The sequence below is a fragment of the Gluconobacter albidus genome, assembly GCF_002723915.1.
Classification (GTDB): Bacteria; Pseudomonadota; Alphaproteobacteria; order Acetobacterales; family Acetobacteraceae; genus Gluconobacter; species Gluconobacter albidus.
Genome location: NZ_BEWL01000014.1, coordinates 1 through 25,496, shown reverse-complemented (window position 1 = coordinate 25,496; position 25,496 = coordinate 1). Strand labels below are relative to the sequence as shown.

Below are 25,496 nucleotides of genomic sequence, written 5' to 3'. Positions count from 1 at the left end.
GAGGTCCGTTCACCGGTGAGACCAATCCCTTTTCATGCCTGATTTTCCAACACCTAACACAGGGCTTGAAACCCGGATTGCGGACCATGCGCGCCATCTCGGGTTTGATGCGGTCGGGTTCTGCAAGGCTGAACTTGGACCGGAAGTGGCTGAGGGGCTGCGGGAATTCGTCGCACAAGGCCATCATGGCACGATGGAGTGGATGGAGACGCGCATCGAAGAACGCGCCCATCCCCAGGCGCTGTGGCCCGAAGTGCGGAGCGTGATTTCGCTGGGCCTGTCCTATGCTCCGGCACAAGGCCCGACGACCGATCCCGAATGCGGCAATATTTCCGTCTATGCCCGTAACCGCGACTATCACGACGTCATCAAGGGCATGCTCAAGCATCTGGCGCAGTATGTCGTGAAGCTGGGCGGTCCGGAGACGCAGGTGAAGGTGTTCGTCGATACCGCACCGATTTCAGAGCGCGCACTGGCGGAGAAGGCGCAACTCGGCTGGACGGGAAAGCACACCTGCCTCGTTTCGCGGGAGCATGGGTCCTGGCTGCTTCTGGGCGAGATCTACACCACGCTGGAACTCGCGCCCTCCGCACCCAAAGGTGGAAGCTGCGGCTCCTGCACGCGCTGCCTGACCGCCTGTCCGACCGATGCGTTTACGGCGCCCTACCGGATGGATGCGCGCCGCTGCATCTCGTATCTGACGATCGAGCACAAAGGCCCGATCCCGCACGCACTGCGCGCGAAGATCGGCAACCACATCTATGGGTGCGACGACTGCCTGTCCGTCTGTCCGTGGAACCGCTTTGCCGAGAGCGCGCGGCATATCAAACTTCAGGCGCGTCCTGAACTTGTCGCCCCAAAGCTCGACGAACTGGTCCGGCTGGATGATGCGACCTTCCGGACATTCTTTTCCGGCTCGCCCATCAAGCGGATCGGGCGCAACAGATTTGTACGCAACGTGCTGATCGCCATTGGAAACTCCGCCGATCCGTCGCTCCTCCCCGCGGCGCGGGACCTGCTGGCAGACCCGGACCCGGATGTTGCCGAGACGGCGCACTGGGCCATCACCCGTCTTGAGGACCATCCGGCATGAGCGATCTCGTCAAACGCAGTCTGTCCCTGTCCGGACATCGGACGTCCGTGGCGCTCGAGCCAGAATTCTGGACGGTTCTGGACATGATCGCCACAACCCGACAGCAGAGTTTTGCCTCACTCGTCGCCGCGCTGGATGCAACGCGACCGCCCGAACGTCCGCTGGCTTCCGCGCTTCGGGTTGCTGCACTTATGCATCTGCAAAAGCGCCTCGACGGCGCCGGCTAGGCTTTATCGGCTTGCAGCCCCAGCCAGTCCGGATGGCTGCGCTCGATCCAGCGCAGGACGCGGCCCTGCAAGCGGCGGAACAGCGCAATATCCTGTGACAGCAGCATCACGCCGATCGGCAGCATCCACAATCCGAGAACCGGCAGAATCGACAGGACGCCGCCCAGCATAAAGAGTACGCCCGCCGGAATCCGCACCCATTTATGCGAGGGCTCCCGCAGCCAGTTCAGCACGGTCTGCAACTTCTCGGGCAGCCGGCGGATCAAAAGCTCCATCAACTCATCATCAGTACGAGGGGGCAGCGAAGAAGTCATGAAAATATCCGTCAAACAGTCTGAAATCCTGATACCACAAAGCATGAAGAGCGGCCGGGTTCGTCATCCGGCTTTCATAGCACGCCTCACGCCAAAGCTTTCAGCTTCTGGCAAGCCCGGCTGTACGATCTGTCATTTGCCGCCACGAACGGGCGTGCTAGGCTGAAGTCATGGCTATCTGGGGCAAAATGTTCGGTGGTGTCGCGGGCTTCGCGGTTGGTGGTCCTTTTGGAGCGCTGATGGGCGCAGCACTGGGTCATGCCGCCGATAGCGGCTCCCTGCTCAAACCCTCAACAGGGGGATGGAGCGAGCGTTTTCCTGCAAATGGCCGTCCCGACCCCAACAGCGCGGCCTTCTTCGGAGCGGCCAAGATCGCGGCGGCGCTGGGCAAGCGGGATCAGCTCTATGCCATCGGACTTGTCGCGCTGTGTGCGAAACTTGCCAAGATCGACGGCCCGGTCAACCGGCACGAGATCAACGCGTTCAAGACCTGCTTCCAGTTCCCGTCCGACAACGTCAAGGAAGTCGGCATGCTGTTCGACCGCGCACGCGACCGGACGGACGACTTCGAGATGTATGCCCGCGAAATGGGCGCGGCCTATGCCGACAACACAGCGCCGCTTGAAAATCTCATGACGGCCCTGTTCCGCATCGCCCGCGCCGATGCCGGGCCGGACCGCAAGCTGCATCCCAGGGAAATCGACTTTCTCCAGCGTGTACACCGGGCCTTCGGCCTCCCCGCGGGGGCGTGGGAGCGGGCGGAAAACGGGAACAGCCGCGCTGCCGGTTCAAACGAGCCGGATGCCTATCGCATTCTCGGCATCACGCGCACTGCCACCGATACCGAAGTGCGCGTCCGCTGGCGGACCCTGATCCGCGAACATCATCCGGACGTTCTGGCACAGAAACCCATGTCCGAAGCCGAGCGCCGCCGCGCGCAGGACAAGGTAGCCCGCATCAACGCCGCCTGGGACCGCATCAAGCGCGACCGACAGCTTTGATCTTTCGCAATATTGCGGAAACTTTCGTTCACCAACGCGCGTAAAGCAGTCTTAACCGGCAAGAGAGATGTGCCATGGGACTGATCCTTCTTGTAATCCTGATCCTCCTGCTGATCGGTGCGCTGCCGTCATGGCCGTACAGCTCAAAATGGGGCTACTACCCGTCCAGCGGACTTGGCCTGATCGTGGTCATCGTCGTGATTCTGGTCCTGCTGGGACAGATCTGAGCATAAAAAAACCCGCGCTCCTACTGAGCGCGGGTTTTTAACTCCGAAAAGCGTTTTCAGGCCGGAATGGCAGCCTTCACACCCTTTTCGCGAATGATCTTCCGCAGCGCGATAACCTTCTGATCCAGTTCAGACGTGTCCAGATCGCGCCATCCGTCGAACGCCGGAAGCTTCAGAGAACTCTCGAAATCGTCGGGCCTTGGCTAGAGCCCACTCAGCTTCGCCATAAGTCGGCTCGGACGATTCATACGTCCCGCCCTTCTCGTCTCGTCCACGCAGCATTTCGAGATAGGACGCAATTCCGAACGCAATGCGCGACAGATCGCGCTTGCCTTCGATCGCCCGGCGCACGGTTTCCGTCCAGAACACCTGAACCTTGGAACAGCCATCGCTGGCAATCCGGAGCGTCTGGTCCGACATCGCCTTGTTGGAAAAGCGGCTGATGACGCTATCCCGGTAGCCTTCAAGCGTCATGCCTGAAGGTGCCTTCAGGGTCGGAATGACATCCTTGTTGAGGTAGTTTTTCAGATTACCAAGGAGTTCGCCGTCTTCAATGGCGTCATCCACATTCTCATAGCCGACCAGAATGCCCGGGAAACAGAGCGTGACGTGCCCGGCATTGAGCATACGGATTTTGACGTGCTCCCAGTCCGTCACGTCCCCGACCATCTGCACACCGGCTTTTTCAAGCGGCGGACGGCCATCTGCGAACTGGTCTTCCAGAACCCACTGATGGAAATCTTCAGCCACCAGCGGCAGGTCGTCATCCAGTCCGCTGGCCGTATTCAGCTTCTTCGCAATGGCCGTTGAAACGGTCGGGGTGATGCGATCAACCATTCCGTTCGGGAAAGTCGCGTTCTCCTCGATCCATTTTGCCAGTTCCGGATCGCGCACTTTCGCGTAGCCGAGGAAAGCCTTGCGGGCGACATTGCCGTTATGGCGCAGGTTATCGCAAGACATGACCGTAAACGCCTTGTGTCCGGCATCCCGGCGGCGGCGCAGGGCCTCGACGACATAACCGAAGACCGTGGACGGCTTTTCCGGGTTCTGCAGATCGGCTTTCACCGCCGCATTTTCCAGATCAAACGCGCCGGTCGTCTCGTTGATGTTGTAGCCACCTTCCGTGATCGTCATGGACACGATGCGGATGGCAGGGTCGGCCAGATGCTTCAGCACGGCTTCAGGATCTGCCGGGGCAAGAAGATAATCGCGCAGCGCCCCCATGACGCGCACCGTGCTTTTGCCGGAAGGTGCCGTCTCGGTCAGGGAATACAGGCAGTCCTGTTTTTTGAATTCCTCGGCCTTTTTCTTCGAGCGGTCACTGCCCGTCAGACCAACGCCAATGATCGCCCAGTCAGGCGCGTGTTCAAGGATCTGCTCCACATAGAACGCTTCATGAGCCCGGAAAAAATTGCCGACACCGAAATGCACGATCCCCGGTTTCACGCCATCAATGTCGTAAGGGGGCGCCTGGACACTGGCGGGAAGAGATTTAAGGGTTTCGCGCGTAATCATGGACTTCTCCGTGGTTTCGGGCCGGTCTCTGACGGGGACCGACAAGGCCGGGCATGTGCCATCATAGCCCCCGGACAACGCAAAAGCCGAATAACGGTTTCAACAGCCCCCGGAACCGTCCGCCGCAAAGACCCCGGGAAAGAGGCGTCAGAGCCCTTTCATGCCACTCACATCTTCGCGCATGACCACACCCACGGCCCTTTCCAGATCTTCCCGGAAAAGGGCCATCACAAAGCGCATTTCCGGTCGGGTCTGTTCTTCCAGGCGTGGCAGAAGATGAAGAATTTCTTCATCCTGCGCCTGTCGCGGATGACGGCTGTTCTTCGCGAGCAGCTGTTCTTCACAACTATGTGCCAGCGCCCGGAGCGCATGGCTCAGCCCCTTGTACAACGGCATCAGGCCGGTATTTCCTGCCGCGCGCCCCGTCGCAATGGCCCGCGCGACCAGCATCGTGTCATTCAGCAGGCGCCGCATGAGCCGTGGCAGCGCTGCCAGAACCGGATCACGTTTTTCCAGTTCCTTCAGCCGCTCGCGCCGCGCTTCGGTGACGGCGTCCTCAAGCTCTATCAACAGGGCCACACAGTCATCGTTCTGCTGCTCGATTGCCGTCCATCCCGTATTCTGGTCGAGCGCGCTTTTGAGAAGCTGGTCCATGCGCCGTAACAGACGCCCGGCCGTATGGAACGCCTGCTTGCGCGCACTGCTGTGCAGAATGAGGAACGATACGACGATCGACACCGCAACGCCCATGACAATGGCCAGAAGCCGCGTGACCAGCGGCAGAAACGGGCTGCCCTGACTGGGAAACAGATACACGATCATCAGCGTGATGCAGGCGAAACGCAGCGTCGGCTGAATGGCCGTCAGGAACACGAGCGGCGTTAGCATGATCCAGAACGGAACCCAGCGCAGACCCGTCGTGATTTCCAGCACGACCGCACACCCACCCGCCAGCGCCCCGATCACCGTTCCGCTGATCTGGTCGCGGGCCGTGGCCATGGTCTGGCTGATGCTGGACTGCGTCACGATCAGGGCCGTGACCAGCGCCCAGATCGTTTCCTGCAGATGCATGAGCGACCCGACGATCCACGCCACGACCACCGACACCAGAACCCGGATGGTCTGGCGTATTGCGGGACGCATGACTTCGCGCCAGCTGCTGTTCCGGGGCGGCGCAGGCAGCCAGGCCCGGCCCAGACGTATCAGAACATTCATGCTCACATTTCAGTACAGGTGAAAATCAGTTCCCCAGAAAGGGCACCGGAACCCAGCGCAGCCCGTCGTCGTCCTGCACCAGCAGCAGGGCTTCCGTCTTCTTGCGCTCGTGCAGACCCTGCACGGCCTTGGCGAAATCGTCCGGGGTGTTGATCTGGTCCTGCCCGACCTGCGTAATCACGTTGCCTTCCACAATCCCGCGCGAGGCGGCGGGGCTGCCTGCCTCGACCCGCGAGACGAGAACGCCGCGCTGGTCGTCAGACAGCGCATATTGCGTGCGTGCGTCCGCGTCGATCGCACTGACCGTTACCCCCAGTTCACCCAGAGCCGCATGGCGGTGTTCAGGCTGGTGCGTGTCTGATGGCGGCATATCCGGCGGCGTGGGGGACTGCGCGAGCGTGATCGGCAGCGTTTTGAGTGCACCCTTGTGCCAGACCGTCAACTGCGCCTGCGTCCCCGGCAGAATGGCGGCAATGATGCGCGGCATGGTCTGGCCGGTCACGTCCTGATCGTTGACGCGGGTGATGATGTCGCCAACCTCAAGACCCGCTTTTGCAGCCGGGCCTTTCGGATCGATTTCAGAAATCAGCGTTCCCTTGCCGTTGGAGCCGTCCGGCTTGCGGAAATCGAGCGTCTCGGCGATGTCGTTCGTCACATCCTGGAATTTCAGCCCCATCCAGCCGCGCGAGACATGGCCGGTGCGCCGAAGCTGGTCGATGATCCCCCGCGCATCATCAGCCGGAATGGCAAAACCGATCCCGATGGAATCACCCCCCGAGCCGCCGTAGATCAGCGTGTTGATGCCAATGACTTCACCGGACAGGTTGAACAGCGGACCGCCGGAATTGCCACGATTGATGGCGGCATCTGTCTGGATATAGTCGTCATACAGGCCATGTTCGACGTTTCGTCCGCGCGAGGAAATGATGCCTGCCGTCACGGTTCCGTTCAGCCCGAACGGGTTGCCGATCGCCAGAACCCAGTCCCCAATCCGCGCTTTGTCGCTCCGGCCCAGCGGGACGGTCGGAAGCGGACGCTTGGGCTTGACCTCCAGCACGGCCAGATCGACCTGACTGTCCCGTCCCACGATCCGCGCCGGCATTTCGGTCCCGTCCTGAAGCGTGACGCTGACCTGATCCGCCCCTTCGATCACGTGGTTGTTCGTCACAATGATTCCGGACGCATCAATGATGAAGCCCGAACCCAGAGCCTGCTGACGGCGGGGCGGATGGTTCGGGGCGGGCTTATGCTTCAGATAATCATGGAAGAATTTTTCCAGCGGTGAGCCCTGCTGGAACGGGGGCACCTGCGGGCCGTCCGGATCGCTGGAATCGGGCCCCTTGTCATCCGTCTTCACAGGCTTGAGCACAGCGGATGTCGAGACGTTCACGACCGACGGCAGGAGCCTGTTTGCCAGATCCGCAAAGCTCGACGGCACCGAACGTGGCGCAGGAGTCGGTACGGAAGACGGCTGGCCTGCAACCGGCGCAGCATCCTGAGCCAGCGCCGGAGCCGCGCTCAGCGCCCAGCCTGCGGAAAGGGACAGCGCCAGAGCAGAAACAGAAAGACGGACAGACGGGTTTTTCATGCCCCCACGCTAACGCAGAACATGGCCCTTCGTCACCATCCTGCCGTTCAGGATGCGTTTGCAGCCCATTCATGATAGCGTCAAAGTCTTTCCCGATATGATATTTCCCCTGATGAGAGCCCGGCATGACTGACACCACGCCCCCCAACGACATGCCGCCCGCTTCCCCCGGGACGGACGCCTCCAGCGCCGAAACCCGCATCACCGATATCCTGAAATCCGAGCAGGACGGTCAGGGCTCGAACGTCCTGTCTTTCGCAGCCCTTGAGAGTGTCTCGGTTCAGAACGGCCATGCGCATGTTTCTCTGGCGACGTCACGGGACAACGCATCGCGCGTAGAGCCCCTGCGGCCGCGTGTCGAAGCAGCGATCGCGAGCCTGCCGGGCATCACGGGCGCCACCCTGTCCTTCACGTCCCACCGCCCCGCAACGCCGGCCGCCGCCAACGCGCCCGCGCAGGGCGGAGGGCACCGCCCCTTCAATCTGGGCGACAAACGCCGCAACGCCGCGAGCCGACATGCTCCCGAGACGCTGCTGCCGGGCGTGAAGGCCGTTATTGCCGTCGCATCGGGCAAAGGAGGCGTCGGCAAATCCACCACGGCCGTCAACCTTGCGGTCGGTCTTGCACGCGAGGGCCTGAAGACCGGACTTCTGGATGCAGATATCTATGGCCCCTCTCTCCCCCGGATGCTGGGGCGCAACACCCGTCCGGACGTCGTGGACGGAACGATCCTGCCGATCGAAGCCTGGGGCCTGAAGAGCATGTCCATCGGCTATCTGGTGGACGAAAATCAGGCCATGATCTGGCGCGGTCCGATGGTCATGGGCGCGCTGACGCAGTTTCTGGGCGAAGTCGAATGGGGCGAACTCGACGTTCTCGTGATCGACATGCCCCCGGGCACCGGCGACGCGCAGCTGACGCTGGCCCAGAAACTCGGCCCCAAGCTTGCCACTGGCGGCGCGGTCATCGTCTCCACGCCGCAGGATATCGCGCTGCTGGACGCAAGACGCGGCGTGGCCATGTTCGAGCGGATGGAAACCCCGATCCTCGGCGTCGTCGAGAACATGTCCTATTTCTGCTGCCCGAACTGCAACCACCGAACGGAGCTGTTCGGGCACGGAGGGGCCAAGGCCGAAGCCGAAAAAATGGGCGTTCCATTCCTCGCGGAGATCCCGCTGCTCGCCGATATCCGCGCAAGTGGCGATGACGGGACTCCGATCATCCTTTCCGCACCCGACAGCGAAGCGGCTCAGGCCTATAAAAGGCTTGCGCAGGCTGTGGCCCGTTCCCTGTCTTCCGAACACAGCACGAAAGAGCCGTCATGATCCGTATTCTTCTCCTCGGCGCCTGCCTGACAGGAGCAGGCCTGACACTGGCTGGCTGCTCCCATACGGTCACGCATCAGGGGCTTTCTTCCGACGGCTATGGCTTTACGAAAGACTCACAGCATCTGCCACCGCCCGCAGACCTGACCACCCCCATCCCGCACTGAAATCCAAACGAAAATCCGGTACGCGAACAGAGAATCGTTCTCGGGCGCTTGACCTGACAGGCCCGGACATGGAAAAAGCCGCACTGCCGATGCCGGGTTAGCACAGTGGTAGTGCAGCGGTTTTGTAAACCGAAGGTCGGGGGTTCAAATCCCTCACCCGGCACCAGCTTTTTCCAAAAGCATGGCGACAGCGACGGGCGGACGGTCAATGCCGTTCAGGGCGTAGTTTAGCTGCGCATTTTTGCCACAAAATCAGAATTCTCACCCCGCACCAGTAATGCACAAGTATCGCACCCACAGAGGGTGAAATGTGGGTATTCCAATAATCTTCTTGACAGACTTGGCGCCAAATCCTGATCGGCCTTGCGACCTGATTCTAAAATTATCGCATTAAATCAGTATCTTAAAAAATTTTACGCTCCCAAAAATACGAATCGGAGCGCTCCAGGCAGATGGCAATACCCTGTGGATAAGTCTGTTTGTAAAAAGCCCTGAGATAAATGTGATAAAATTCACACGAATCCGCGCTGAATCTCTCATGACAGCCCATGAAGTAAAAAATCAGAGAATATCTGCTTTTACTTACCGTTTATTGGGCTAAATATTTTATGAAGCGGGCCAGAAAAAATGAATAGCAACAGATATCAGGACAAGCGAGCCCGCTATCCCGGCCCAGACAAGAAGATTAGGTGGCTTTACAGGAGCGTCTTCCACAGGGCTTTCAACCTGTGCCTCCCGCGCCTCGCTCATCAGCCGTTCAAGATCGCTTTTGGCGGAATCGTTTCCGGCAGATGCGAAGCCAGGGCTGGGTTCAGGATTGGCCATCCAGAACCGCCGTCATTTCAGACCATTCCCGCTTGGTCAGGCCGGAATTCTCCTGCGTGACGGTTTCACGCGCCAGGCGGCGGCGCACAACCTTCAGCATCCCGGCCGAAAGCGTAAAGGCGCCAAGGCGATATTCCTCGAATGCCGCAGACGTCGCGGGCACCCAGGCCTTAAGAATTTCGATCATCTTTTCCGCATAGACGCGGATCTCGTACTGCGCATGCGGATCGGCGCGCAGGGCAAGGAAATGCATCAGATTGTGCAGATCAATCTTCCAGTACCACTGCGTGTAGGTGTTCAGGGTCAGATTGATCCGTGCAAGCTCACGCGCCAGCCCCGTACCTTCAGGGTTCAGCAGGCTCTCATAATCGTCGTAGCACTGGCTGGCATCCCGACGCAGGATTTCCAGAACCTCGTGCGCCGTCTCGGCATCCAGTGCATCACTGCGTCCCTGCCGGTTTGAACTGCTCTGCGCAGCGACCTGATCCGTCGCCGGAAGGTAGAATTCCCGATCCAGAATGGAATAGCGCGCCGAATACTCGTTCACGCTCGCCATACGGTGACGAATCCACTGCCGCGCGACGAACACTGGCAGCTTCACATGGAATTTGATCTCGCACATCTCGAACGGCGTCGAATGACGGTGACGCATCAGGTAGCGGATCAGACCCGCATCTTCGGACACCTTCTTCGTCCCGCGACCATAGGACACACGCGCAGCCTGAACGACCGCGCCATCGTCGCCCATATAATCGACCACGCGCAGGAAACCATGATCCAGCACCTCGAAAGGCGTGAAAAGCAGGTTTTCCATCGCCGCCACGGTCGGACGGGACGTAAGCTGGGGTTCGCTGCGCTGCGCTTCGATTTCAGCGCGCTGTTCGGATGTCAGTGCCATGGCGGCGGCTTTAGCATGCGCTTTCGTCCCGCGTCATCCGAATGAATCGGATTGACACGATTCCGGACGTCTAATTTTTTTCGTGGCCGCTTTTCCCTTGCGGGCAAACATCCGGCCTCCTATGTTCATCAATGCAAGGGGTTCGTCCCCGGCTATGGCGATAAACGGTAAGTGGAATAAGTGTTGTGGACCCGGGGGCAGTGCCCGGCGTCTCCACCATGAAAAACCCCTCGCAAAAGGGGTCTGTGGGGACGAAACAGGCTCGACGCGCACGGTAAAGACTTATCTTTTGCCCGGCATTGTACCACCGTCATCGGGCTAAACTTACAAGTGCCAACGATAACTCAGAGGTGCTCGCTGTCGCTGCATAAGCGATAAGCGCGGTTCGGGAGGGCACCGGGCAACAGAAGCCCTCCCACCTCATCATGTCTCCGACATTCCTCTCAAAGACGGCTTGCCATCCGTGCCGGTCTGTCGCATCCCTTGATGAAAGTTGACCGAAACATCAGGCTTGCGACCATGAGCGACGACGATCACAACGGCCAGGACGGCTTCGAGCACGAGCTTCCCGAAAGCCTCCTCCCCTATGATGACTGGGTGGAAGACGCCTATCGTGAGGTCATGCTGCGTGCGATCGAGCATGTTGCGGCCGAGGGGCTGCCGGGGGCCCATCACTTCTATCTGACGTTCCGGACGAACCGGCCGGATGTGATCATCCCTGCCCGTCTGCGGGCACAGTATCCCGAAGAAATGACCATCGTCCTTCAGCACCAGTTCTGGGATCTGGCGCTGGACCGCGACAAGAACGTGATTTCGGTTGGTCTGTCCTTCGGCGGCGTTGGGAGCATCCTGTGCATTCCCGTCAATGCCATCACGGCCTTTGCCGACCCCCACATCCGGATGGCCCTGCGCTTCAACCACTCCCCGCTTGAAGACGATGAGGACATCGAAATTCCCGAGGGCGCGGTAGAGCCCGACGATATTGATCCGGCCCATCATCCGGACGTCCAGCCCGAGCCCTCCTCTTCGGAAGATGGCAAAAAAGACGCGGAAGTGGTCAGCCTCGCGGCCTTCCGCAAGCGTCCGCCCAGCTAGGCGTTAGCCAGAGTGTGTGGTTCCGGCCTATACTGACCGGAACCAATGGCCTGAATGTCGCTTTCATGAGGGATCCCCATGCGCTTTACCGTCGATCGCCTTGACCATATCGTGCTGACCGTCCGGAACCGGGACCTGTCTGCGTCCTGGTATCAGCGGGTTCTGGGCATGGATATCGACGAGTATGGCCGCAACAATCGTGTGGCCCTGAGCTTCGGCGGCCAGAAGATCAATCTTCGCCCCGAAGGCTCGGAAGGTTGGGATACCGCCGGAGCCGCTGCTCCGGGCACATCGGATCTGTGTTTCACAACGGCCATCGCCAGTGAACAGATCGTCAAGCATCTGGAAAAATGCGGCGTGGAAATCGTTGAAGGCCCGGTCGCACGCCTTGGCGCACTGGGGCCGATCACATCCGTTTATTGCCGCGACCCGGATGGTAATCTGATCGAACTGGCTTCCTATAACGGCTGAAGGCAGCGGAGCCTGGCGCCGCTGCCTTCAGATCGCGTTACCAGTTCTTGGAAATCAGCCAGAATTCCTCGGAGGTGAGGGTAATGGCATTACAGTCCTTCGTCTCCGCTGCGGCCTTGGCGAGCGCATGAATCCGTTCGATCATGATCGTCTTGCGCTGATGGGCCTCGGACGTTTCCTTCACGGTAGACAGGGTCTGAAGCGCGGATTCGGAAGCTTTGGCGACGCGTGCGGCGTCAATGGCGGCATAAGACATGAAATGTCTCCCTGAATGTAAAAACCCCTCGGAGCCTACCCCACGGCCGCTGGGATACCAACTGCGTTGCCCGCAAGGCGTCGTGAGGGGGCGTTTATACCGGCGTCACTGCCAGCGCCGCTTCATAAGCGTCCAGCACCTCTTGTGCCGGGCCATCCATGCGGATTTCCCCGCCTTCCATCCAGATGATGCGCGTACACCACTGCCGGAGAATTGACAGCGCGTGGGACGTCACCACCAGGATCTCCGCCGCGTCGACCATGCTCTCCAGTCGTGCCCTGGCCTTATCCTGAAATTTCTGATCCCCGGCCATGAACCATTCGTCCATCAGCAGGATCCGGGAACGCGGCACCGTCGCCAGCGCAAAACCCAGCCGGACAGACATGCCGGAGGAATAGAGCCGCACCGGAAGGTCGAAAAACGCTCCCAGATCCGAGAACGCCTCCACATCCTGTTCCAGTTCCTGTGTCGCAACCCGTCCCATTCCCATGCGACAGGCGAAGAGCTGGATGTTCTCACGTCCCGTCAGCTCACCGTTCATACCTGCATTGGGATCAATGAGGGCATGGGTGTCGCCTTCGATGTCCAGCGTGCCGTCACCCGTTTCATAAATCCCGGCGAGCACGCGCAGGAGCGTCGATTTTCCCGCACCATTATGCCCGACCAGCCCGACCCGTTCCCCTTCGGCAATCGTGAGACTGACATTGAAAAGGGCCTGAACTTCCACGACTTCGGCGGAGTTGCCACTGACGCGCATTCTGCCACCCACTGCGCCCGATTTTGCGGCCACGGTACTTTTCGCACGGGCCAGCAGGGTCTTCTTCAGCGAACGCGAACCGCCATGCAGAACGGGGAATGACAGGGAGAGATCTTCGAGACGGATATGGGCCATGATGTCAGATCCAGAAGACAATGCGCGCCCGCGTCCGGATGAACGCACGTACGGCAATCAGCCAGAACACCGCACTGATGGCCAGCGCAATGCTCCAGATCTGCAGGGATGGCACACGCCCGAGCAGAGGCTCGCGCACGATTTCCAGCAGCGGATAGAACGGATTGTACAATAGATAGGACGCCTTTGCGCCAAGCTGCTGCGGCATCCAGATGACCGGCGTCACGTAGAACACGATCTGCAACAGCGCCCCGACGATGGGCGCAACATCCCTGAAGCGGGCGCAAAGCGATCCGAACACCATGCAGGCGGCAAACCCGTCCAGAGCCCAGAGCAGAAGAGCCGGCACCGCCAGAACGGCATTCAGTCCCGGCCAGACATGATAGAGAGCGAATACGGCAAGCGGCACCACGATATTGTGGGCAAACACAATCGCATTCCGCACCACGACACGCAGCGCATACAGCAGGAGCGGAAGCTGGACGGACCGCACCATGGCCTCCGCTTCAAGAAAGCAGGTGCAGGATTCCTGGATCAGGCTTGAAAGCCCCACACTCCACAAGGTGAGCGACAGCGACAGGAACGGCAGATAGGTCGCAAGCTGCATATGAAACAGCCGGCTGTAAAGAACGCCCATCGAGGCGACCATCAGCGCGGAGGTGATCGTAAGCCAGAACGGCCCCAGCGCGGACCCCCGATACCGGAGCCGGATATCGAGCCAGCCGAGCCGCACACCCAGTCTCCACAGGCGTCGTGTCTCCTTCCAGTCCGCCCAAGCCCTCGCGGCAGGACTGCTGCGGGGAGTGTCACGACGGGTCTGTCTGCGCGGCACTTCGTCCCGTGCAGCACTGGAAGCTGGAGAAGGTACACTCATACAGTCCGCCTACCCGATCCCCCATGTCCCGGCAAGAAGACGCTACAGTGATCGTCATATTCCGGGAAGTTCATATTCGGGAAATGAATTTCCGCTACACCCGGATCAACGGACAGTCCTGCATCAGAAAATCTGCCCGTCAGAACCCTTTTTCCTAGTTTCGCCGCAATCCCCGTGTATGCTTGACACAATGAGACCCGTTTTCCTCAGGTGCCCCGACCCGATGCCCAGACCCGTCTTTCCTCTCCGGACTTCTGTCCGCACCCTGTCTCTCATTCGTGCGGGCGCGGCGTTCGGTCTGGTCGGGCTTCTGGCGGCCTGTGCCGGCAACAATGCCGACATGGGATCCTCCTCGGAACTGCCGGTCTCGCAGGAAGCGGCCAATTACCGCGCTCATGCAAAATCCTATTACGCCCCTCCGGGCCCCCCCGAAGATCCATGGGGACCTTATATCCGCGAGGCGTCCGAGCGCTTTGACGTACCCGATGCCTGGATCCGGGCCGTGATGCAGCAGGAATCCGGCGGTCACCTTTTCGACCATAACGGCAACTTCATCACATCGGTTCCTGGCGCGATGGGTCTTCTGCAGCTCATGCCCCCGACCTATGACGACATGCGCCAGCAATACGGGCTTGGCGAAGATCCCTTCGATCCGCATGACAATATTCTCGCAGGTACGGCCTATCTGCGCCAGATGTATGACATCTATGGCTCTCCCGGCTTCCTTGCGGCCTATAATGATGGGCCGGGCAGCCTTGACCGTTATCTGCGTCGTGGCCGCGCGCTGCCACGCGAGACACGCCGGTATGTCGCCGCGATCGGACCGCATATCGCCGGGATCACGCCCCGTAACCGCTCCGCCGCCGATCTTCTGGTCGCACAGCATGACCCGAACGCGCAGGTCATGCTGGCCCAGAATACCCAGCCTGCCGATATGACACCAGCGGCCTCCCCCTCCGAACGACAGGCCGTGAGTGCAGCCTGGAGCCATCGGGAAACAGCTGAAACGGCGTCTGACGATACAGACTCCGACACGTCGTCCACCACGTCCCAGAGTGCGACACAGCCGAGCGCAGCGTCGCCTGCAGAGGCTCCGGTTCAGGTCGCCTCCACTGCGGGGTCGGACGCTCCGACAAGCATCAGCGCCGCCTGGGCCGCCCGGGGTTATGCGCCAGCACCCGCTCATCCTCTTGTGCGTCAGGCCTCTGTGCCCGCAGACGATGTGGCAGACAACCGCGTGACGGCACAGGAAATCCCGATCGGGCATCATCTCCAGCCCCAGCCGATCATGGCCGTCATGCCCGCCACCCGTCCCCAGTACCGCATGGCGCTTCCTGCTGCGTCCGCTCCGGCCAAAAGCACAGCGACACCGGGAAATGCGACCGGAAACTGGGCCATTCAGGTCGGCGCCTTTGCCAATGCCAAGCAGGCAAGCCTTGCGACCGCCACGGCTCACAGCAAAGGCGGTGTTGTGGTGGCCTCCGCCAGATCGCAGGTGGAAGGCGTCAAAAATGGCCGGTCCCATCTCTATCGTGCACGCCTGACGGGGCTGACACATGAAAATGCGGTTGCAGCCTGCCGCCGTCTGTCGCACGGTTCTCCCTGCGTCGTGGTTCCGCCCGGCGCCTATTGATCCGTTTGCCGGGCTGCGTGCTGGCCCGCTTTTCTGACAGGAATACAAAACCCCGATGCGCCGCTTTCTTGCAACGACCGCTTTCTGTGCTGTCGCCCTCTCCGGCGCCCTGACGATCACTCCGGCGCATGCCGCCCTCGAAACCGGCAGCCATGCTCCGGATTTCTCGGCCCCTGCAAGCCTCGGCGGGCACGAGTTCACCTATCATCTGGCCGACGCCCTCAAGACGGGCCCGGTGGTCCTGTATTTCTATCCGGCGGCTTTCACCAAGGGCTGCACGATTGAAGCCCATGAATTCGCGGACGCCATTCCCGACTTCAAGGCGCAGGGCGCAACCGTCATCGGCGTTTCCATGGACCCGATCGACAAGCTCGACCGGTTCTCCGTCAGCGAATGTCGCAGTACCTTTGCCGTGGCTGCCGACCCGACGGGCAAGATCACCCGCAGCTATGCCGCCAAAATGCCCCTGCTGCACATGGCGAGCCGCACGTCCTACGTCATCGCGCAGGATGGTCATATCGTCATGAGCTATGCCTCGATGTCTCCTGACGAGCACGTTTCGCGCGCGCTTGCCGCGGTAAAGGCCCTGAAGCAGACCCCGTGAGCGTACGTTCCCCGTCAGCGGCTCCCGATCTGTTTGACCACCATCATGTCGGCGATTCAGGCCCTCTGAAACTGTCCGCGGATGTCAGCAGCACCGCGATCTATGGTGGCCCGAAAGACTGCTACCGTTACACGCTGCGCCGCGTCTGGGACGACACACGCGCCATGGTCATGTGGCTGATGATGAACCCGTCTGTGGCGACCGAGTTCGGCGATGACCGTACGGTCGCCAAATGCCAGCGTTACGCGCGGGCATGGGGCTACGGGGGCATGTTCGTCGGCAACAGCTTCGCCTATCGCTGCACGGATCAGAAGCGCCTGCTGGAAGTGGACGATCCGGTCGGGCCGGACAACGATGCCCACCTGCTGGAAATGGCCCGCCAGGCTGATCTGGTCGTGCTGGCTTATGGATCGCCACAGGCCAAGGGCCTGCGCGCGCGCGGCACCGAAGTTGCCCGCCTGATGGGGCAGAACGGCATCCGGGTTACGGCCCTGCGCCTGAGCAAGAGCGGGCGTCCTGAACATCCGCTCTATCTGCCCTCGATTCTGACCCCGGAGCCGCTCGACCCCGATACGCTGGGCTGAGCGGTGTTTTCCGGGTCAGGCTGCGTCAGTTCGCAGCTTTGTCCTGTTCCTTGATGACCCAGACCAGAACGACATGCTGGTCGTGGTTCGGATAGGTCGCCTGGGGCTGGAAAGATCCCCCGACGTTCTTGTTCTTATAGAGGGCCTGGATGGCCTGCTGGTCTGCAGACAGCAGTTCGTTCGAAACGGGTCCGCCCGCGCGAAGCTTGGTCGCGGCTTCCAGATCGGCGGTCGAAACCTTTTTGTTTCCCTGGAACTCGACCTTGTCCAGAACGAGCGAAGCAGGCTGGGCAGGAGCGCTCGCGGCCTGTTCCTCAAGAATGATCTTGACGGCCACGCCATTGCCGGAGATCCGCAGACGCTCTTCCAGGCTGGTCCCGACATTGCGCGATGAATAGAGCTCGCCGACCCGTTTCTGACCTGCATCCAGATCGTTGCGCGTAACCTTGTCACCTGCGTGATAGCCGAACGCCTGCAGGATGTCCGCCGTCGGAACGCGGCTGTTGCCCTGAACAGCAACACTCATCAGCTTGAGCGGCACATTTGGAGCCGGAACCGCCGCAAAAGCATATTCCGTGGCAGCCGTTCCCGCGAAGGACGCAACAGCCAGCAAAACACCCAGAAAACTCCGGGCAAGCAGGGAACGAAAGGACATCTGGAAATTTCCTGTCATGAAAAAACTCTGACTTTCACGCTACAGGAGTTCCCGGCTTTGGCAAATCGCCGTTGCGCCGATCCAGAATTCATATTTTAGTTGCGAATAAATCTCATTATCGCAATAACGCGCCCAACTGCTTCTTGCTTCGAGGTCTCCGTGCGCGCATCGCTTTCCATTCCGTTCTCAAACCCGCTCCGGGTTGCGCGCCTGTCCTGTCTGCTGCTGGCAGGGACAGCTTTTCCCGTTTTCGCCGCCCCTTCCGCCGTCTCCGACACGACATCCACCGCTTCGGCAAAGCCTTCAACAGAAGCGCAACAGGTCAGTCAGGATGAGGAAATCGTTGTCCGCGCCAGACGCCGGGATCAGATGCAGGTCAGCAGCGGCGGACAGCTCGGGGCTCTGGGCAACAAAAAGGGGCTGGATGTTCCGTTCAACATCCGCAGCTACAATTCCAGCCTGATCCTCAACCAGCAGTCCCAGACGCTCGGTGAGGTTCTGGAAAACGATCCGTCCGTCCGCACGACCTATGGCTACGGCAATTTCTCGGAAATGTTCGTCATCCGCGGCTTTGCCGTGAATGGTGACGACGTTTCGATCAACGGGCTCTACGGCATTACGCCCCGGCAGCTTGTCTCGCCCGAACTCTACGATCAGGTGCAGGTTCTCAACGGCGCCAGTGCGTTCCTCAACGGGGCAGCACCCAGCGGGTCAGCCATCGGCGGCAACATCAACCTGCTGTTCAAACACGCAACGAATGCCCCCCTCACCCGCATCACCGGCGATTACACCAGCGGCGCCATGGGCGGTGGCAGCATCGACGTTGGCCGTCGGTTCGGACAGGACAAGGATTTCGGCGTGCGGCTGAACGTCGCGGGCAAAAGCGGCGAAGATGCCGTGACGGACGAATACCGCCATTCCACCACGTTGGGCGCGGATTTCGACTGGCATGACCGCGACAACCGCACCCGCGTTACAATGGATATCGACTATGAAAACCAGGGCGTGGACGGGGGTCGGCCGGCGATCTTCCTTGGCAGCGCCGTCACGTCCGTTCCCCGCCCTGTCGCGCCCTCGCATAATTTCGGGCAGCGCTGGGCGTATAATGACCTGAATTATGTTTTCGGCATGCTGAACGTCGAGCATGACCTCACGAAAAACATCACGCTGTATGGCGCATTCGGCGCCCTTACCAGCAATGAAAAGGGCAATTATTCCAACCCTACCGTCACAGATCCTGCCACTGGCGCGGGGACGGCGGGGGCGATGTATGTGCCCTATGATCAAACGAATGAAAGCACCCGCGCAGGCGTTCGCGCCCATTTCCGCACAGGCTTCATCCGCCATGAAATCAACGCTGGCGGTTCCGGCCTGTGGGAAGACAGCGCCGCCGCCTATGCGATGGCCCTGACGCCCGGTGCGACCAACATCTACAACACGCCGCAGTTTTCAGCCCCGGCGGAGACGTTTGTTGGGGGTGTGCTTAATGACCCGCAGTCCACCAACCGCACGCGCCTGTACAGCCTGTTCTTCTCGGACACGATGTCCTTCTTCCACGACCGTGTCGCCCTGACAGGCGGTTTCCGGTACCAGAACATGCTCATCAAAGGCTACGCCTACAGCAAGACCGGCCGGGGCGCGATGAACAACCATTATGATCAGGACGCCATCACCCCGGTCGTGGGGCTGGTCATTCATCCGACGCGCCGGACGTCTCTGTATTTCAACCGGATCGAAGGCCTGTCGCAGGGGCCGACCGCTTCGGGAAATGTCGTGAATCTGGGCGAGATTTTCCCGCCATACAAATCCACGCAGTATGAAGTAGGCGCGAAATACGACACGGGCCGCTTCAGTGCCGCGCTCGCCGTCTATGAGATTTCACAGCCCAACGCCTATTCCGTCGCACTTGGCAATACGGGCACGTTCGCCTTTCGTGAAGACGGATTGCAGCGGAACCGGGGCATCGAACTGACGCTGAATGGCGAGATCCTGCCCGGCCTGCGCTTCAATGGTGGCGGCACCGTCATTCAGGCGGATCTGCGTCATACGGCAAACGGCCTTCAGGACGGCAACACGGCCATCGGCGTGCCGAACTATACCATCAACGCCAATCTCGAATACGATCTGCCGTTTCTTAAAGGCGCCACGGTCGTCGGGCGGGTGGTCAATACCGGCAAGCAGTGGGTCAACACAGCCAACACCCTGCATATCCCGGTCTGGACACGCTTTGATCTGGCAGGGCGCTATACGTTCGTGACGCATCACACGCCGGTCACGCTGCGCTTTGGCGTCGATAACCTGGCCAACACGCGTTACTGGTCCTCGGCCTTCAACGGTTATCTGATGCAGGGCATGCCCCGCACGTTCAAGTTCTCATTCACGACGGATCTGTAATCCGCCCCGAAATACTGAAAACGAAAAACGCGCCCTCCCATCCAGGAGCGGCGCGTTTTTCATGTCAGACGTTCCGATCGGGAGCGATCAGAATGTGATGCCCGTTTCGAAATCCAGAAGCAGCGGATTCTTGTATCGGTTCGTGCCGCCCGTGCTCCAGATATACTGTGCACCCGGCCGGATCACGAGCCAGGGCGTCGGACGCCAGCCGTAGTTCAGTTCGATCGCATGCTCGCCGGAGGGTTTGTTGATGCCCTGTGCGCCCGAGGCCTGCATCTGGCGTGCCCAGATCGTCAGCTTCGGATTCACCCAGAGCATCTTCATGCCCAGACTGATCGTATCGTTCGGGCGGTTGCGGAACGTACCCTTGCGGGTCACGCCCCAGGTGATGAAATACGGTGCGACGGCTGTGCGCGGATCGCCCCAGGTGAAGGACGTGAACAGCGTCGTGCCACGGTTCGGATCGGCTGCATCACGCTCCAGCATCCGGTCGAACTGGAACCAGCCACCGAACCGTCCACGGACCTTCTGCGTCGGGGCCGACAGCAGATACTCCGCCGGAACGGAGAACATGCTGAGCTTGGAATAGACATCGCTGACTTCGGACGTATCCCAGTATCCGCCAATCTTGACGTTGGTCTGGAGCGGGCCGCTGTAGTCGTCCTTGCCGCCCTGATGCCAGCCGAGCTGGAACGGAATATAAGTCCCAATCGCGTCATGCAGGTTCAGTTTCCAGCCGTTATGCGTGTTCGAGATCGTGGGGTCGATCGAGTACGCGCCGAACTGCACGAGATAATGGTCGTTCCCGGCCGGGTAGAACTTCACCCATGCCCCCGGATGGGCCGTCGGATACCAGCCATAGCCCGAGTTCATCGCAATGGACTGCGGCATGCCACAGATCGCGTTGGATTCGAACTGGCAGTACTGGCTCATGCCCCAGTAGATGGACGACTGCTCGAAATCGTTCTCGGTGTTGATTTCACCAACTTCGGTCGACACATACCGGTTCCAGGGCATTTCCCAGGACAGACGCGTCAGACGCACCGTCTCGCCCGAACCGAAGATCTGCTGCGGGCTGTCCAGCGCCGGAAGCGTCGCGCCAATGCCCAGTCCCTGACGCGCTGTAATCAGCGTGTGGAACATGCCCAGATTCAGGCCCGTCAGCTTCTTGAGGTTGAAATCGACATTGATGCCGAACTCATCCGCATAACGCACGGCCTTGGTCTTGCCGCCCATCGGATTGCCGGCACTGTCCTCAAGATAGTGCCCCCCGATATTGATGCCCTTGTCGGTCAGCCATGTCCGCCAGCCGCCCCAGTCACCCGTCATGGTGCTCTGGGTCAGCCAGTCGTGGAAAGACGCCGGGAAGAAACGGTTCTCGGTCGTGTCAGACGTGCTGGCTGCGGGTTCAACACCTTTGGGGGTCGGCTTCACGAGCTGCGGCACGGGAGAAATGGATTTCGTGCGGATCTGCGGCGTGCCCATGGTCGCCGTGCTGGTTCTGGCCGCTGCTTTCTGATGACCGTCCACGACACCAGCCGGTGTCGTCTGCGCATATGCGGCGGCCGTAAAGCCAGGAAGCAGCGCTGTCATGGCGCAGGCCGTCCACAGCGTTTTCGTCCAATCCTGTCCGAGCTTCCCCATCTTCCAAACCGTCTCCCTGTGACACCATGACAGCCGCCAGAACCCGATCACGCGGCTGGGAGATGTCATACAGTCCGAAAACGGTCCAGAATAGAGCGTGGAAGACGTCAGTTTTCATAATATGTCTTTCAGGACACGAGCCCGACACCTGACGCCATTTTTTTATCTGGAGATTTCTCCGATATTACAAAAAGTTTAACGCTCCAGTTTCCCGGAGTTACTCCGCGATCACAGTTGCGTGTTCGCGGTCCCAACGTCGCGTCACAGGCTCCAGAAGCGCCAGAATGACCACAACTCCGGCCGCAACTTCGCAAAGCGTCCGGAACAGTCCCGCATAAAGCGACGCTCCGCCGTTGCCAGCCACCACTTCAGGCGGCAGGGCAGCCTGATTGGCGATGATGCTGCCCACATACATGGCAATGCCCCACAGCAGATACAGCGCCCCCATCATGAATCCGCTCAGCCGGGCGGGTGAATAGCGCGCGATGATCGCAAGCCCCAGCCCGTTCGTGAGCAGTTCCGCCAGCGACAGGAAGCCATACCCAACCACCATAATCCAGGGAGATACCAGCCCGTCCGTATGAGCTGCCGCAGCCCACCAGACCCCGAACCCGACCGAGACCATCGCATAGCCAACCAGCATCTTGCGCGCATGGGATGTCGGCTTCTGCTGCTGTCCCATGCGGTTGTACAGAACCGCCAGAACCGGACTGAGAACCATGATCCAGACGGAATTGAGAACCTGAAACTGGCCCGCCGACATGTGAAAGAGCGTGATGCCGCCAATGCGGTAATCCCCGGACACGCCACGCAGGGCGAACAGGGTCAGGGAGGTCATCATCTGCTGGTAGAAGACCATATAGATCGTCCCCTGCAGACACAGCAGATAGGTCAGCCGCAGGCCCGGACGTTCGATCCGGGGCGCACGGACGTAAAGCGCAGCCCAAACAGCCGCCAGTCCGGCTCCGGCCGCAATCACACACAGGCGCGCCAAGGTATCGCTTCCCAGAACCCAGGCGTTGAAAACCGTCAGTACGGCAAGCCCCCCCAGGACGAGCCCGAAGCGGGACAGGGGGACGGGCGACTTTTCAGCCGCGGGTGTTGTCGGCTCAAGCCAGTTGGCGCGTAGCACATAATAGAGCAGACCAATGCCCAATCCGACCGCACAGGTCGCGAACGCCACCGGCGCTCCGTAATTGATCTGAAGCCACGGGGTAAGCAGCATGGAAACGGTCGAGCCGACATTGACGGACATGTAATAGAGCGTGAAGGCGGCATCGAGCGCCGCATCGTCGCCTTTATAGATCCGACGCACCAGATTTCCGGCATTGGGCTTGAACAGGCCGTTTCCCGTTGAAATCAGCGCCATCGCCACCAGCAGCAGCATATGGGACTGAAGCGCCGCTGCCAGAAAAGCATAGCCGCAGGTCAGGGACAGCGCGCCCATGACCATCGTCCGCCGCGCGCCCAGCACCCTGTCGCCAATGACACCCCCGATAACGGGCGTGATATAGGTCAGCGCGCCGAAAGCGCCCATCATGAGGTTGGCAGCGGCATCCCCCATCCGGAGGTGCACGACCATGAAGAGCGTGAGAACGGCCTGCATGCCGTAATATCCGAACCGTTCCCACAGTTCGATGGCCAGAACGACGGCAAACGCCTTGCGGCGCATTCCGGGAGCGGAAGGAAGAGAAGAAGCGGTCATGCACAACCCGTCAGAAACCAGAAGACGGGGGCACCTTAGGGCAAATGCCACTCCCCGGCGAGGATCAGTGCGTGCGTACTGATGACACCCAGACACACCACGAAGATCAGTGCCACGATCCCGCCGATGATGTCACTCCACGGCCATTCCGGCAGTCTCGACCGGACGCGACGCACCATCCCCATCTCTTCAGCTCTCCTGCTGGCTGAAGAAGGCCTCCAGCTCGGGGGAGACAGTACCGATATGAACCTGCAACGTCACCAGCAGATCACCGGCCGGATGCTTTTTATCGCCCCCGATTCCACGCCCTGCCAGACGCAGCACCTTGCCGCTGTCGGAGTGCTTCGGGATCTTGACCGAAACGTCACCCTTCGGGGTTGGAACGGCGATTTTTCCGCCCAGAACAGCCGTTTTCAGATCCAGATTCTGCGTCATCCGCAGGTTGCGTCCCTCACGGACATAACGGCTGTCGGGCGTGACTGAGATCGTCAGCAACGCATCCCCGGCCACGCCCGGCTGGCCGTCCATCCCCGGACGCCCCGGCGCACCCTTGCCGCGCACGCGCAGGGTCTGCCCATCCTCCACACCTGGCGGGATGCGGACTTCCGTGTGACCTCCCTCGCCCAGTGTCAGATCGAGCGATGTTCCCAGAACAGCCTGCTGAAACGAGATCGTCACTGCGAAACGGCGGTCGGATCCCTTGGAGGCACGGCGTCCACCGGAACCGCCCGGCTGGAAATCGCCGCTGAAGCCTCCGCTGAACATGTCCGAAAAGAAGGCGCCGAGGTCTTCCTGACTGAAACCACCCTGGGGGCCCTGCCCGCCCGAACGCGGGCCACCCGGACCATACCCGCCACCGCCAAAGCCGCCGCCGAAAGGCCCGCGCTCCTGCCCGTCGGCATCAATCTCCCCACGATCAAAGCGCGCGCGTTTTTCCTTGTCGCCAACGATGTTGTACGCCTGCCCGACCGATTTGAAGCGCTCTTCGGCCTTCTTGTCGTCCGGGTTGTGGTCCGGATGGTACTGCTTGGCCAGCTTCCGATACGCGCTGCGAATTTCCTTGTCCGTCGCCGTTTTCGAAACGCCCAGTACCGAATATGGGTCGCTCATCTCATTTCCCCGTCTTCTTCAGGTCCCTCATCCAGCAGGGAAATCAGGACCGCAATGACTTCATCCTGCGGGAAGCCAGCCCGCACACCGTCTGAGATCAGGTCCTGCAGCTTCGGTCGCAGATAATCCTCTGCCGGATGTCCGTCGTCTGCCATCTCTGATCCTCCGTTATCCCCAGATGTGTGACCACTGCGGCTTCGGGTCAATGTTTCTGAATAAACTCTGCAATATCGGGCACGACAGCACCATCCAGTAAAAGCGACCCATCGGCAGCTGGAACCGTGCCCAGATCCGCCAGCGGATGGATCGCCGACGGCAACAGAACGACTGTCGCCCCGGGATCCGCAGCCTTCAGCAGCGACAGGTCATCGGCTGCACTGACCTTGCGGTCCTCGCCGCCCTGAACGATCAGGACCGGCCCGTGATACGCCTTGAGCAGCGCCGCCGGATCATGATGGAACAGATCAATCATGAAATCCTGCACCAGAGGATGAAACATGCCCCGCAACCCCGGATGCAGCGTCTGGACATCCACATGCTGTCCGGCTTCAAGAGCATCAATCGTCGCGTCAATCTGCGGCAGAACCGTTTTGGCCGAAGGAATGGCGTGAAGCTGCGCCCGCAGAACTTCACCCAGCCGCCGTCCGGGCGTGGACAGAAGTATCAGCCCGCAGATGTCGGCCTGTCCCTGAACGCTTGCCAGCGCGACGAGCCCACCCTCGCTGTGACCCGCCAGCCAGACACACCGCGCGCCGGTTCTGGCCCGGATAACCGCAATCCAGTTCCGCACATCCGCAGCATAATCCGCAATCGTGACGTGATTGCCGTCAGCCACCGCCTGTTTGCTGCCGAACATGCCACGTTTGTCGATCCGGACGGACGAAATTCCATGGGCAGCAAGACCATCCGCAATCTGTCGCAGCGTCGCAGGTTTCTGCCCCAGAGCCGAATTTCCGTCGCGGTCCGTTGGGCCGGAGCCGGGGATCATCAGCACAACAGGGGTACCAGCACCCGCATTCACAAACGTCCCTGCCAGCGCCCCCAGAGGGCCGGGCGCCGTGATGGCGCTGCTCTCAGCCGCAAATGCATGCGACGCCAGACCGCAGACGCCTGAGAGGAGAAAGAGGAAACGAAATATTTTCGGCTTCATTCTGCGTCTCCTGTTCAGGCGCCTTTGCCGCTTT

General features: G+C 60.5%; 26 protein-coding genes, 1 tRNA gene, 1 other RNA gene and 1 pseudogene. 14 read left to right on the top strand and 15 right to left on the bottom strand.

Going from position 1 to position 25,496, the window contains the following annotated elements; all coding sequences use genetic code 11:
- The first annotated feature begins 34 nt into the window (after positions 1–34).
- Positions 35–1,093, top strand: a complete 1,059-nt coding sequence (queG, locus tag GAL01_RS13570; RefSeq protein WP_062028416.1) for a tRNA epoxyqueuosine(34) reductase QueG — start codon at positions 35–37, stop codon at positions 1,091–1,093.
- The gene (locus tag GAL01_RS13565; RefSeq protein ID WP_062028418.1) at positions 1,090–1,320 is read left to right on the top strand and encodes a ribbon-helix-helix domain-containing protein; all 231 of its coding nucleotides are present in this window, start codon (positions 1,090–1,092) and stop codon (positions 1,318–1,320) included. Before queG ends, GAL01_RS13565 begins: the two co-directional genes overlap by 4 nt.
- Here GAL01_RS13565 and GAL01_RS13560 read toward each other — a convergent pair.
- The gene (locus GAL01_RS13560) at positions 1,317–1,634 is read right to left on the bottom strand and encodes a hypothetical protein (RefSeq protein ID WP_231865250.1); all 318 of its coding nucleotides are present in this window, start codon (positions 1,632–1,634) and stop codon (positions 1,317–1,319) included. The two genes, GAL01_RS13565 and GAL01_RS13560, sit on opposite strands and share 4 nt — an antisense overlap.
- Before the next feature lie 170 nt (positions 1,635–1,804).
- Between GAL01_RS13560 and GAL01_RS13555 the strand changes: the two genes are divergently transcribed.
- Both GAL01_RS13555 and GAL01_RS13550 read left to right on the top strand, forming a co-directional pair.
- Positions 1,805–2,635, top strand: a complete 831-nt coding sequence (locus GAL01_RS13555) for a TerB family tellurite resistance protein (RefSeq protein WP_062028422.1) — start codon at positions 1,805–1,807, stop codon at positions 2,633–2,635.
- A 74-nt stretch (positions 2,636–2,709) separates the two neighbouring features.
- On the top strand, positions 2,710–2,862 hold the full coding sequence (locus tag GAL01_RS13550) for a DUF3309 family protein (protein WP_082790651.1): 153 nt from the start codon (positions 2,710–2,712) through the stop codon (positions 2,860–2,862).
- 56 nt (positions 2,863–2,918) lie between these two features.
- On the opposite strand, the pseudogene GAL01_RS13545 reads toward GAL01_RS13550, so the two are convergent.
- The 3 genes and pseudogenes from GAL01_RS13545 to GAL01_RS13535 all read right to left on the bottom strand — a co-directional run bounded on the left by GAL01_RS13545 (position 2,919) and on the right by GAL01_RS13535 (position 7,180).
- A pseudogene (locus tag GAL01_RS13545) lies at positions 2,919–4,377 on the bottom strand (mannitol dehydrogenase family protein).
- 147 nt (positions 4,378–4,524) lie between these two features.
- On the bottom strand, positions 4,525–5,592 hold the full coding sequence (locus tag GAL01_RS13540) for an FUSC family protein (protein WP_062028424.1): 1,068 nt from the start codon (positions 5,590–5,592) through the stop codon (positions 4,525–4,527).
- A 25-nt stretch (positions 5,593–5,617) separates the two neighbouring features.
- A complete protein-coding gene (locus tag GAL01_RS13535) occupies positions 5,618–7,180 on the bottom strand; it encodes a Do family serine endopeptidase (RefSeq protein ID WP_062028427.1) in 1,563 nt (520 codons plus the stop codon).
- Between the two features lie 125 nt (positions 7,181–7,305).
- Here GAL01_RS13535 and GAL01_RS13530 point away from each other — a divergent pair, with 125 nt between their 5' ends.
- From GAL01_RS13530 to GAL01_RS13525, 3 genes are all read left to right on the top strand, one after another.
- The gene (locus GAL01_RS13530) at positions 7,306–8,505 is read left to right on the top strand and encodes an Mrp/NBP35 family ATP-binding protein (RefSeq protein ID WP_062028429.1); all 1,200 of its coding nucleotides are present in this window, start codon (positions 7,306–7,308) and stop codon (positions 8,503–8,505) included.
- Positions 8,502–8,672 carry a hypothetical protein gene (locus GAL01_RS15775; protein WP_167369379.1) on the top strand — a complete coding sequence of 57 codons (171 nt, stop codon included), beginning with the start codon at positions 8,502–8,504 and terminating at the stop codon, positions 8,670–8,672. The genes GAL01_RS13530 and GAL01_RS15775 overlap by 4 nt, the downstream gene beginning before the upstream one ends.
- Before the next feature lie 91 nt (positions 8,673–8,763).
- Positions 8,764–8,838: transfer RNA gene (locus GAL01_RS13525), tRNA-Thr, on the top strand.
- A gap of 645 nt (positions 8,839–9,483) precedes the next feature.
- On the opposite strand, the gene thyX is transcribed toward GAL01_RS13525, so the two are convergent.
- Positions 9,484–10,395: an FAD-dependent thymidylate synthase gene (gene thyX / locus GAL01_RS13515; RefSeq protein WP_062028433.1), complete on the bottom strand. Its 912-nt coding sequence runs from the start codon at positions 10,393–10,395 to the stop codon at positions 9,484–9,486.
- A gap of 93 nt (positions 10,396–10,488) precedes the next feature.
- Between thyX and ssrA the strand changes: the two genes are divergently transcribed.
- The 3 genes from ssrA to GAL01_RS13500 all read left to right on the top strand — a co-directional run bounded on the left by ssrA (position 10,489) and on the right by GAL01_RS13500 (position 11,961).
- Positions 10,489–10,813: a transfer-messenger RNA gene (gene ssrA / locus GAL01_RS13510) on the top strand.
- Between the two features lie 101 nt (positions 10,814–10,914).
- Positions 10,915–11,490 carry an SspB family protein gene (locus tag GAL01_RS13505; RefSeq protein WP_062028435.1) on the top strand — a complete coding sequence of 192 codons (576 nt, stop codon included), beginning with the start codon at positions 10,915–10,917 and terminating at the stop codon, positions 11,488–11,490.
- A gap of 78 nt (positions 11,491–11,568) precedes the next feature.
- Positions 11,569–11,961, top strand: coding sequence for a VOC family protein (locus GAL01_RS13500; RefSeq protein WP_062028437.1), 393 nt, complete (start codon positions 11,569–11,571; stop codon positions 11,959–11,961).
- A 37-nt stretch (positions 11,962–11,998) separates the two neighbouring features.
- On the opposite strand, the gene GAL01_RS13495 is transcribed toward GAL01_RS13500, so the two are convergent.
- The 3 genes from GAL01_RS13495 to GAL01_RS13485 all read right to left on the bottom strand — a co-directional run bounded on the left by GAL01_RS13495 (position 11,999) and on the right by GAL01_RS13485 (position 13,983).
- Positions 11,999–12,217: a hypothetical protein gene (locus GAL01_RS13495; protein ID WP_011252962.1), complete on the bottom strand. Its 219-nt coding sequence runs from the start codon at positions 12,215–12,217 to the stop codon at positions 11,999–12,001.
- Between the two features lie 94 nt (positions 12,218–12,311).
- Positions 12,312–13,109, bottom strand: a complete 798-nt coding sequence (locus GAL01_RS13490; RefSeq protein WP_062028440.1) for an ABC transporter ATP-binding protein — start codon at positions 13,107–13,109, stop codon at positions 12,312–12,314.
- 4 nt (positions 13,110–13,113) lie between these two features.
- Positions 13,114–13,983 (bottom strand): ABC transporter permease, encoded by an 870-nt coding sequence (locus GAL01_RS13485; protein WP_062028446.1) that lies wholly within the window; start codon positions 13,981–13,983, stop codon positions 13,114–13,116.
- A gap of 223 nt (positions 13,984–14,206) precedes the next feature.
- On the opposite strand from GAL01_RS13485, the gene GAL01_RS13480 reads away from it, so the two are divergent.
- Genes GAL01_RS13480 through GAL01_RS13470 form a run of 3 tightly spaced genes read left to right on the top strand, consistent with a single transcriptional unit; the run spans position 14,207 to position 16,804 of the window.
- On the top strand, positions 14,207–15,616 hold the full coding sequence (locus GAL01_RS13480) for a transglycosylase SLT domain-containing protein (protein WP_062028448.1): 1,410 nt from the start codon (positions 14,207–14,209) through the stop codon (positions 15,614–15,616).
- 55 nt (positions 15,617–15,671) lie between these two features.
- Positions 15,672–16,220 (top strand): peroxiredoxin, encoded by a 549-nt coding sequence (locus GAL01_RS13475; protein ID WP_062028450.1) that lies wholly within the window; start codon positions 15,672–15,674, stop codon positions 16,218–16,220.
- The gene (locus tag GAL01_RS13470; RefSeq protein WP_062028452.1) at positions 16,217–16,804 is read left to right on the top strand and encodes a DUF1643 domain-containing protein; all 588 of its coding nucleotides are present in this window, start codon (positions 16,217–16,219) and stop codon (positions 16,802–16,804) included. Before GAL01_RS13475 ends, GAL01_RS13470 begins: the two co-directional genes overlap by 4 nt.
- A 25-nt stretch (positions 16,805–16,829) precedes the next feature.
- Here the strand turns inward: GAL01_RS13470 and GAL01_RS13465 are convergent, their stop codons facing one another.
- Positions 16,830–17,459 (bottom strand): POTRA domain-containing protein, encoded by a 630-nt coding sequence (locus GAL01_RS13465; protein WP_062028454.1) that lies wholly within the window; start codon positions 17,457–17,459, stop codon positions 16,830–16,832.
- Between the two features lie 159 nt (positions 17,460–17,618).
- Between GAL01_RS13465 and GAL01_RS13460 the strand changes: the two genes are divergently transcribed.
- Entirely contained in the window at positions 17,619–19,853 is a 2,235-nt protein-coding gene (locus GAL01_RS13460; RefSeq protein ID WP_062028456.1) for a TonB-dependent receptor, read from the top strand.
- Between the two features lie 87 nt (positions 19,854–19,940).
- Here GAL01_RS13460 and GAL01_RS13455 read toward each other — a convergent pair whose 3' ends face one another.
- From GAL01_RS13455 to GAL01_RS13440, 6 genes are all read right to left on the bottom strand, one after another.
- Positions 19,941–21,497 (bottom strand): carbohydrate porin, encoded by a 1,557-nt coding sequence (locus GAL01_RS13455; protein WP_062028467.1) that lies wholly within the window; start codon positions 21,495–21,497, stop codon positions 19,941–19,943.
- Positions 21,498–21,714: 217 nt separating this feature from the next.
- On the bottom strand, positions 21,715–23,202 hold the full coding sequence (locus GAL01_RS13450; protein ID WP_062028458.1) for a peptide MFS transporter: 1,488 nt from the start codon (positions 23,200–23,202) through the stop codon (positions 21,715–21,717).
- Between the two features lie 35 nt (positions 23,203–23,237).
- Entirely contained in the window at positions 23,238–23,381 is a 144-nt protein-coding gene (locus tag GAL01_RS15770) for a hypothetical protein (RefSeq protein WP_167369321.1), read from the bottom strand.
- A 10-nt stretch (positions 23,382–23,391) separates the two neighbouring features.
- The gene (locus tag GAL01_RS13445; RefSeq protein WP_062028460.1) at positions 23,392–24,312 is read right to left on the bottom strand and encodes a DnaJ C-terminal domain-containing protein; all 921 of its coding nucleotides are present in this window, start codon (positions 24,310–24,312) and stop codon (positions 23,392–23,394) included.
- Positions 24,309–24,467 carry a hypothetical protein gene (locus GAL01_RS15765; RefSeq protein WP_167369380.1) on the bottom strand — a complete coding sequence of 53 codons (159 nt, stop codon included), beginning with the start codon at positions 24,465–24,467 and terminating at the stop codon, positions 24,309–24,311. Before GAL01_RS15765 ends, GAL01_RS13445 begins: the two co-directional genes overlap by 4 nt.
- A 47-nt stretch (positions 24,468–24,514) precedes the next feature.
- Entirely contained in the window at positions 24,515–25,462 is a 948-nt protein-coding gene (locus GAL01_RS13440; protein WP_062028462.1) for an alpha/beta hydrolase, read from the bottom strand.
- Positions 25,463–25,496 lie beyond the last annotated feature (34 nt).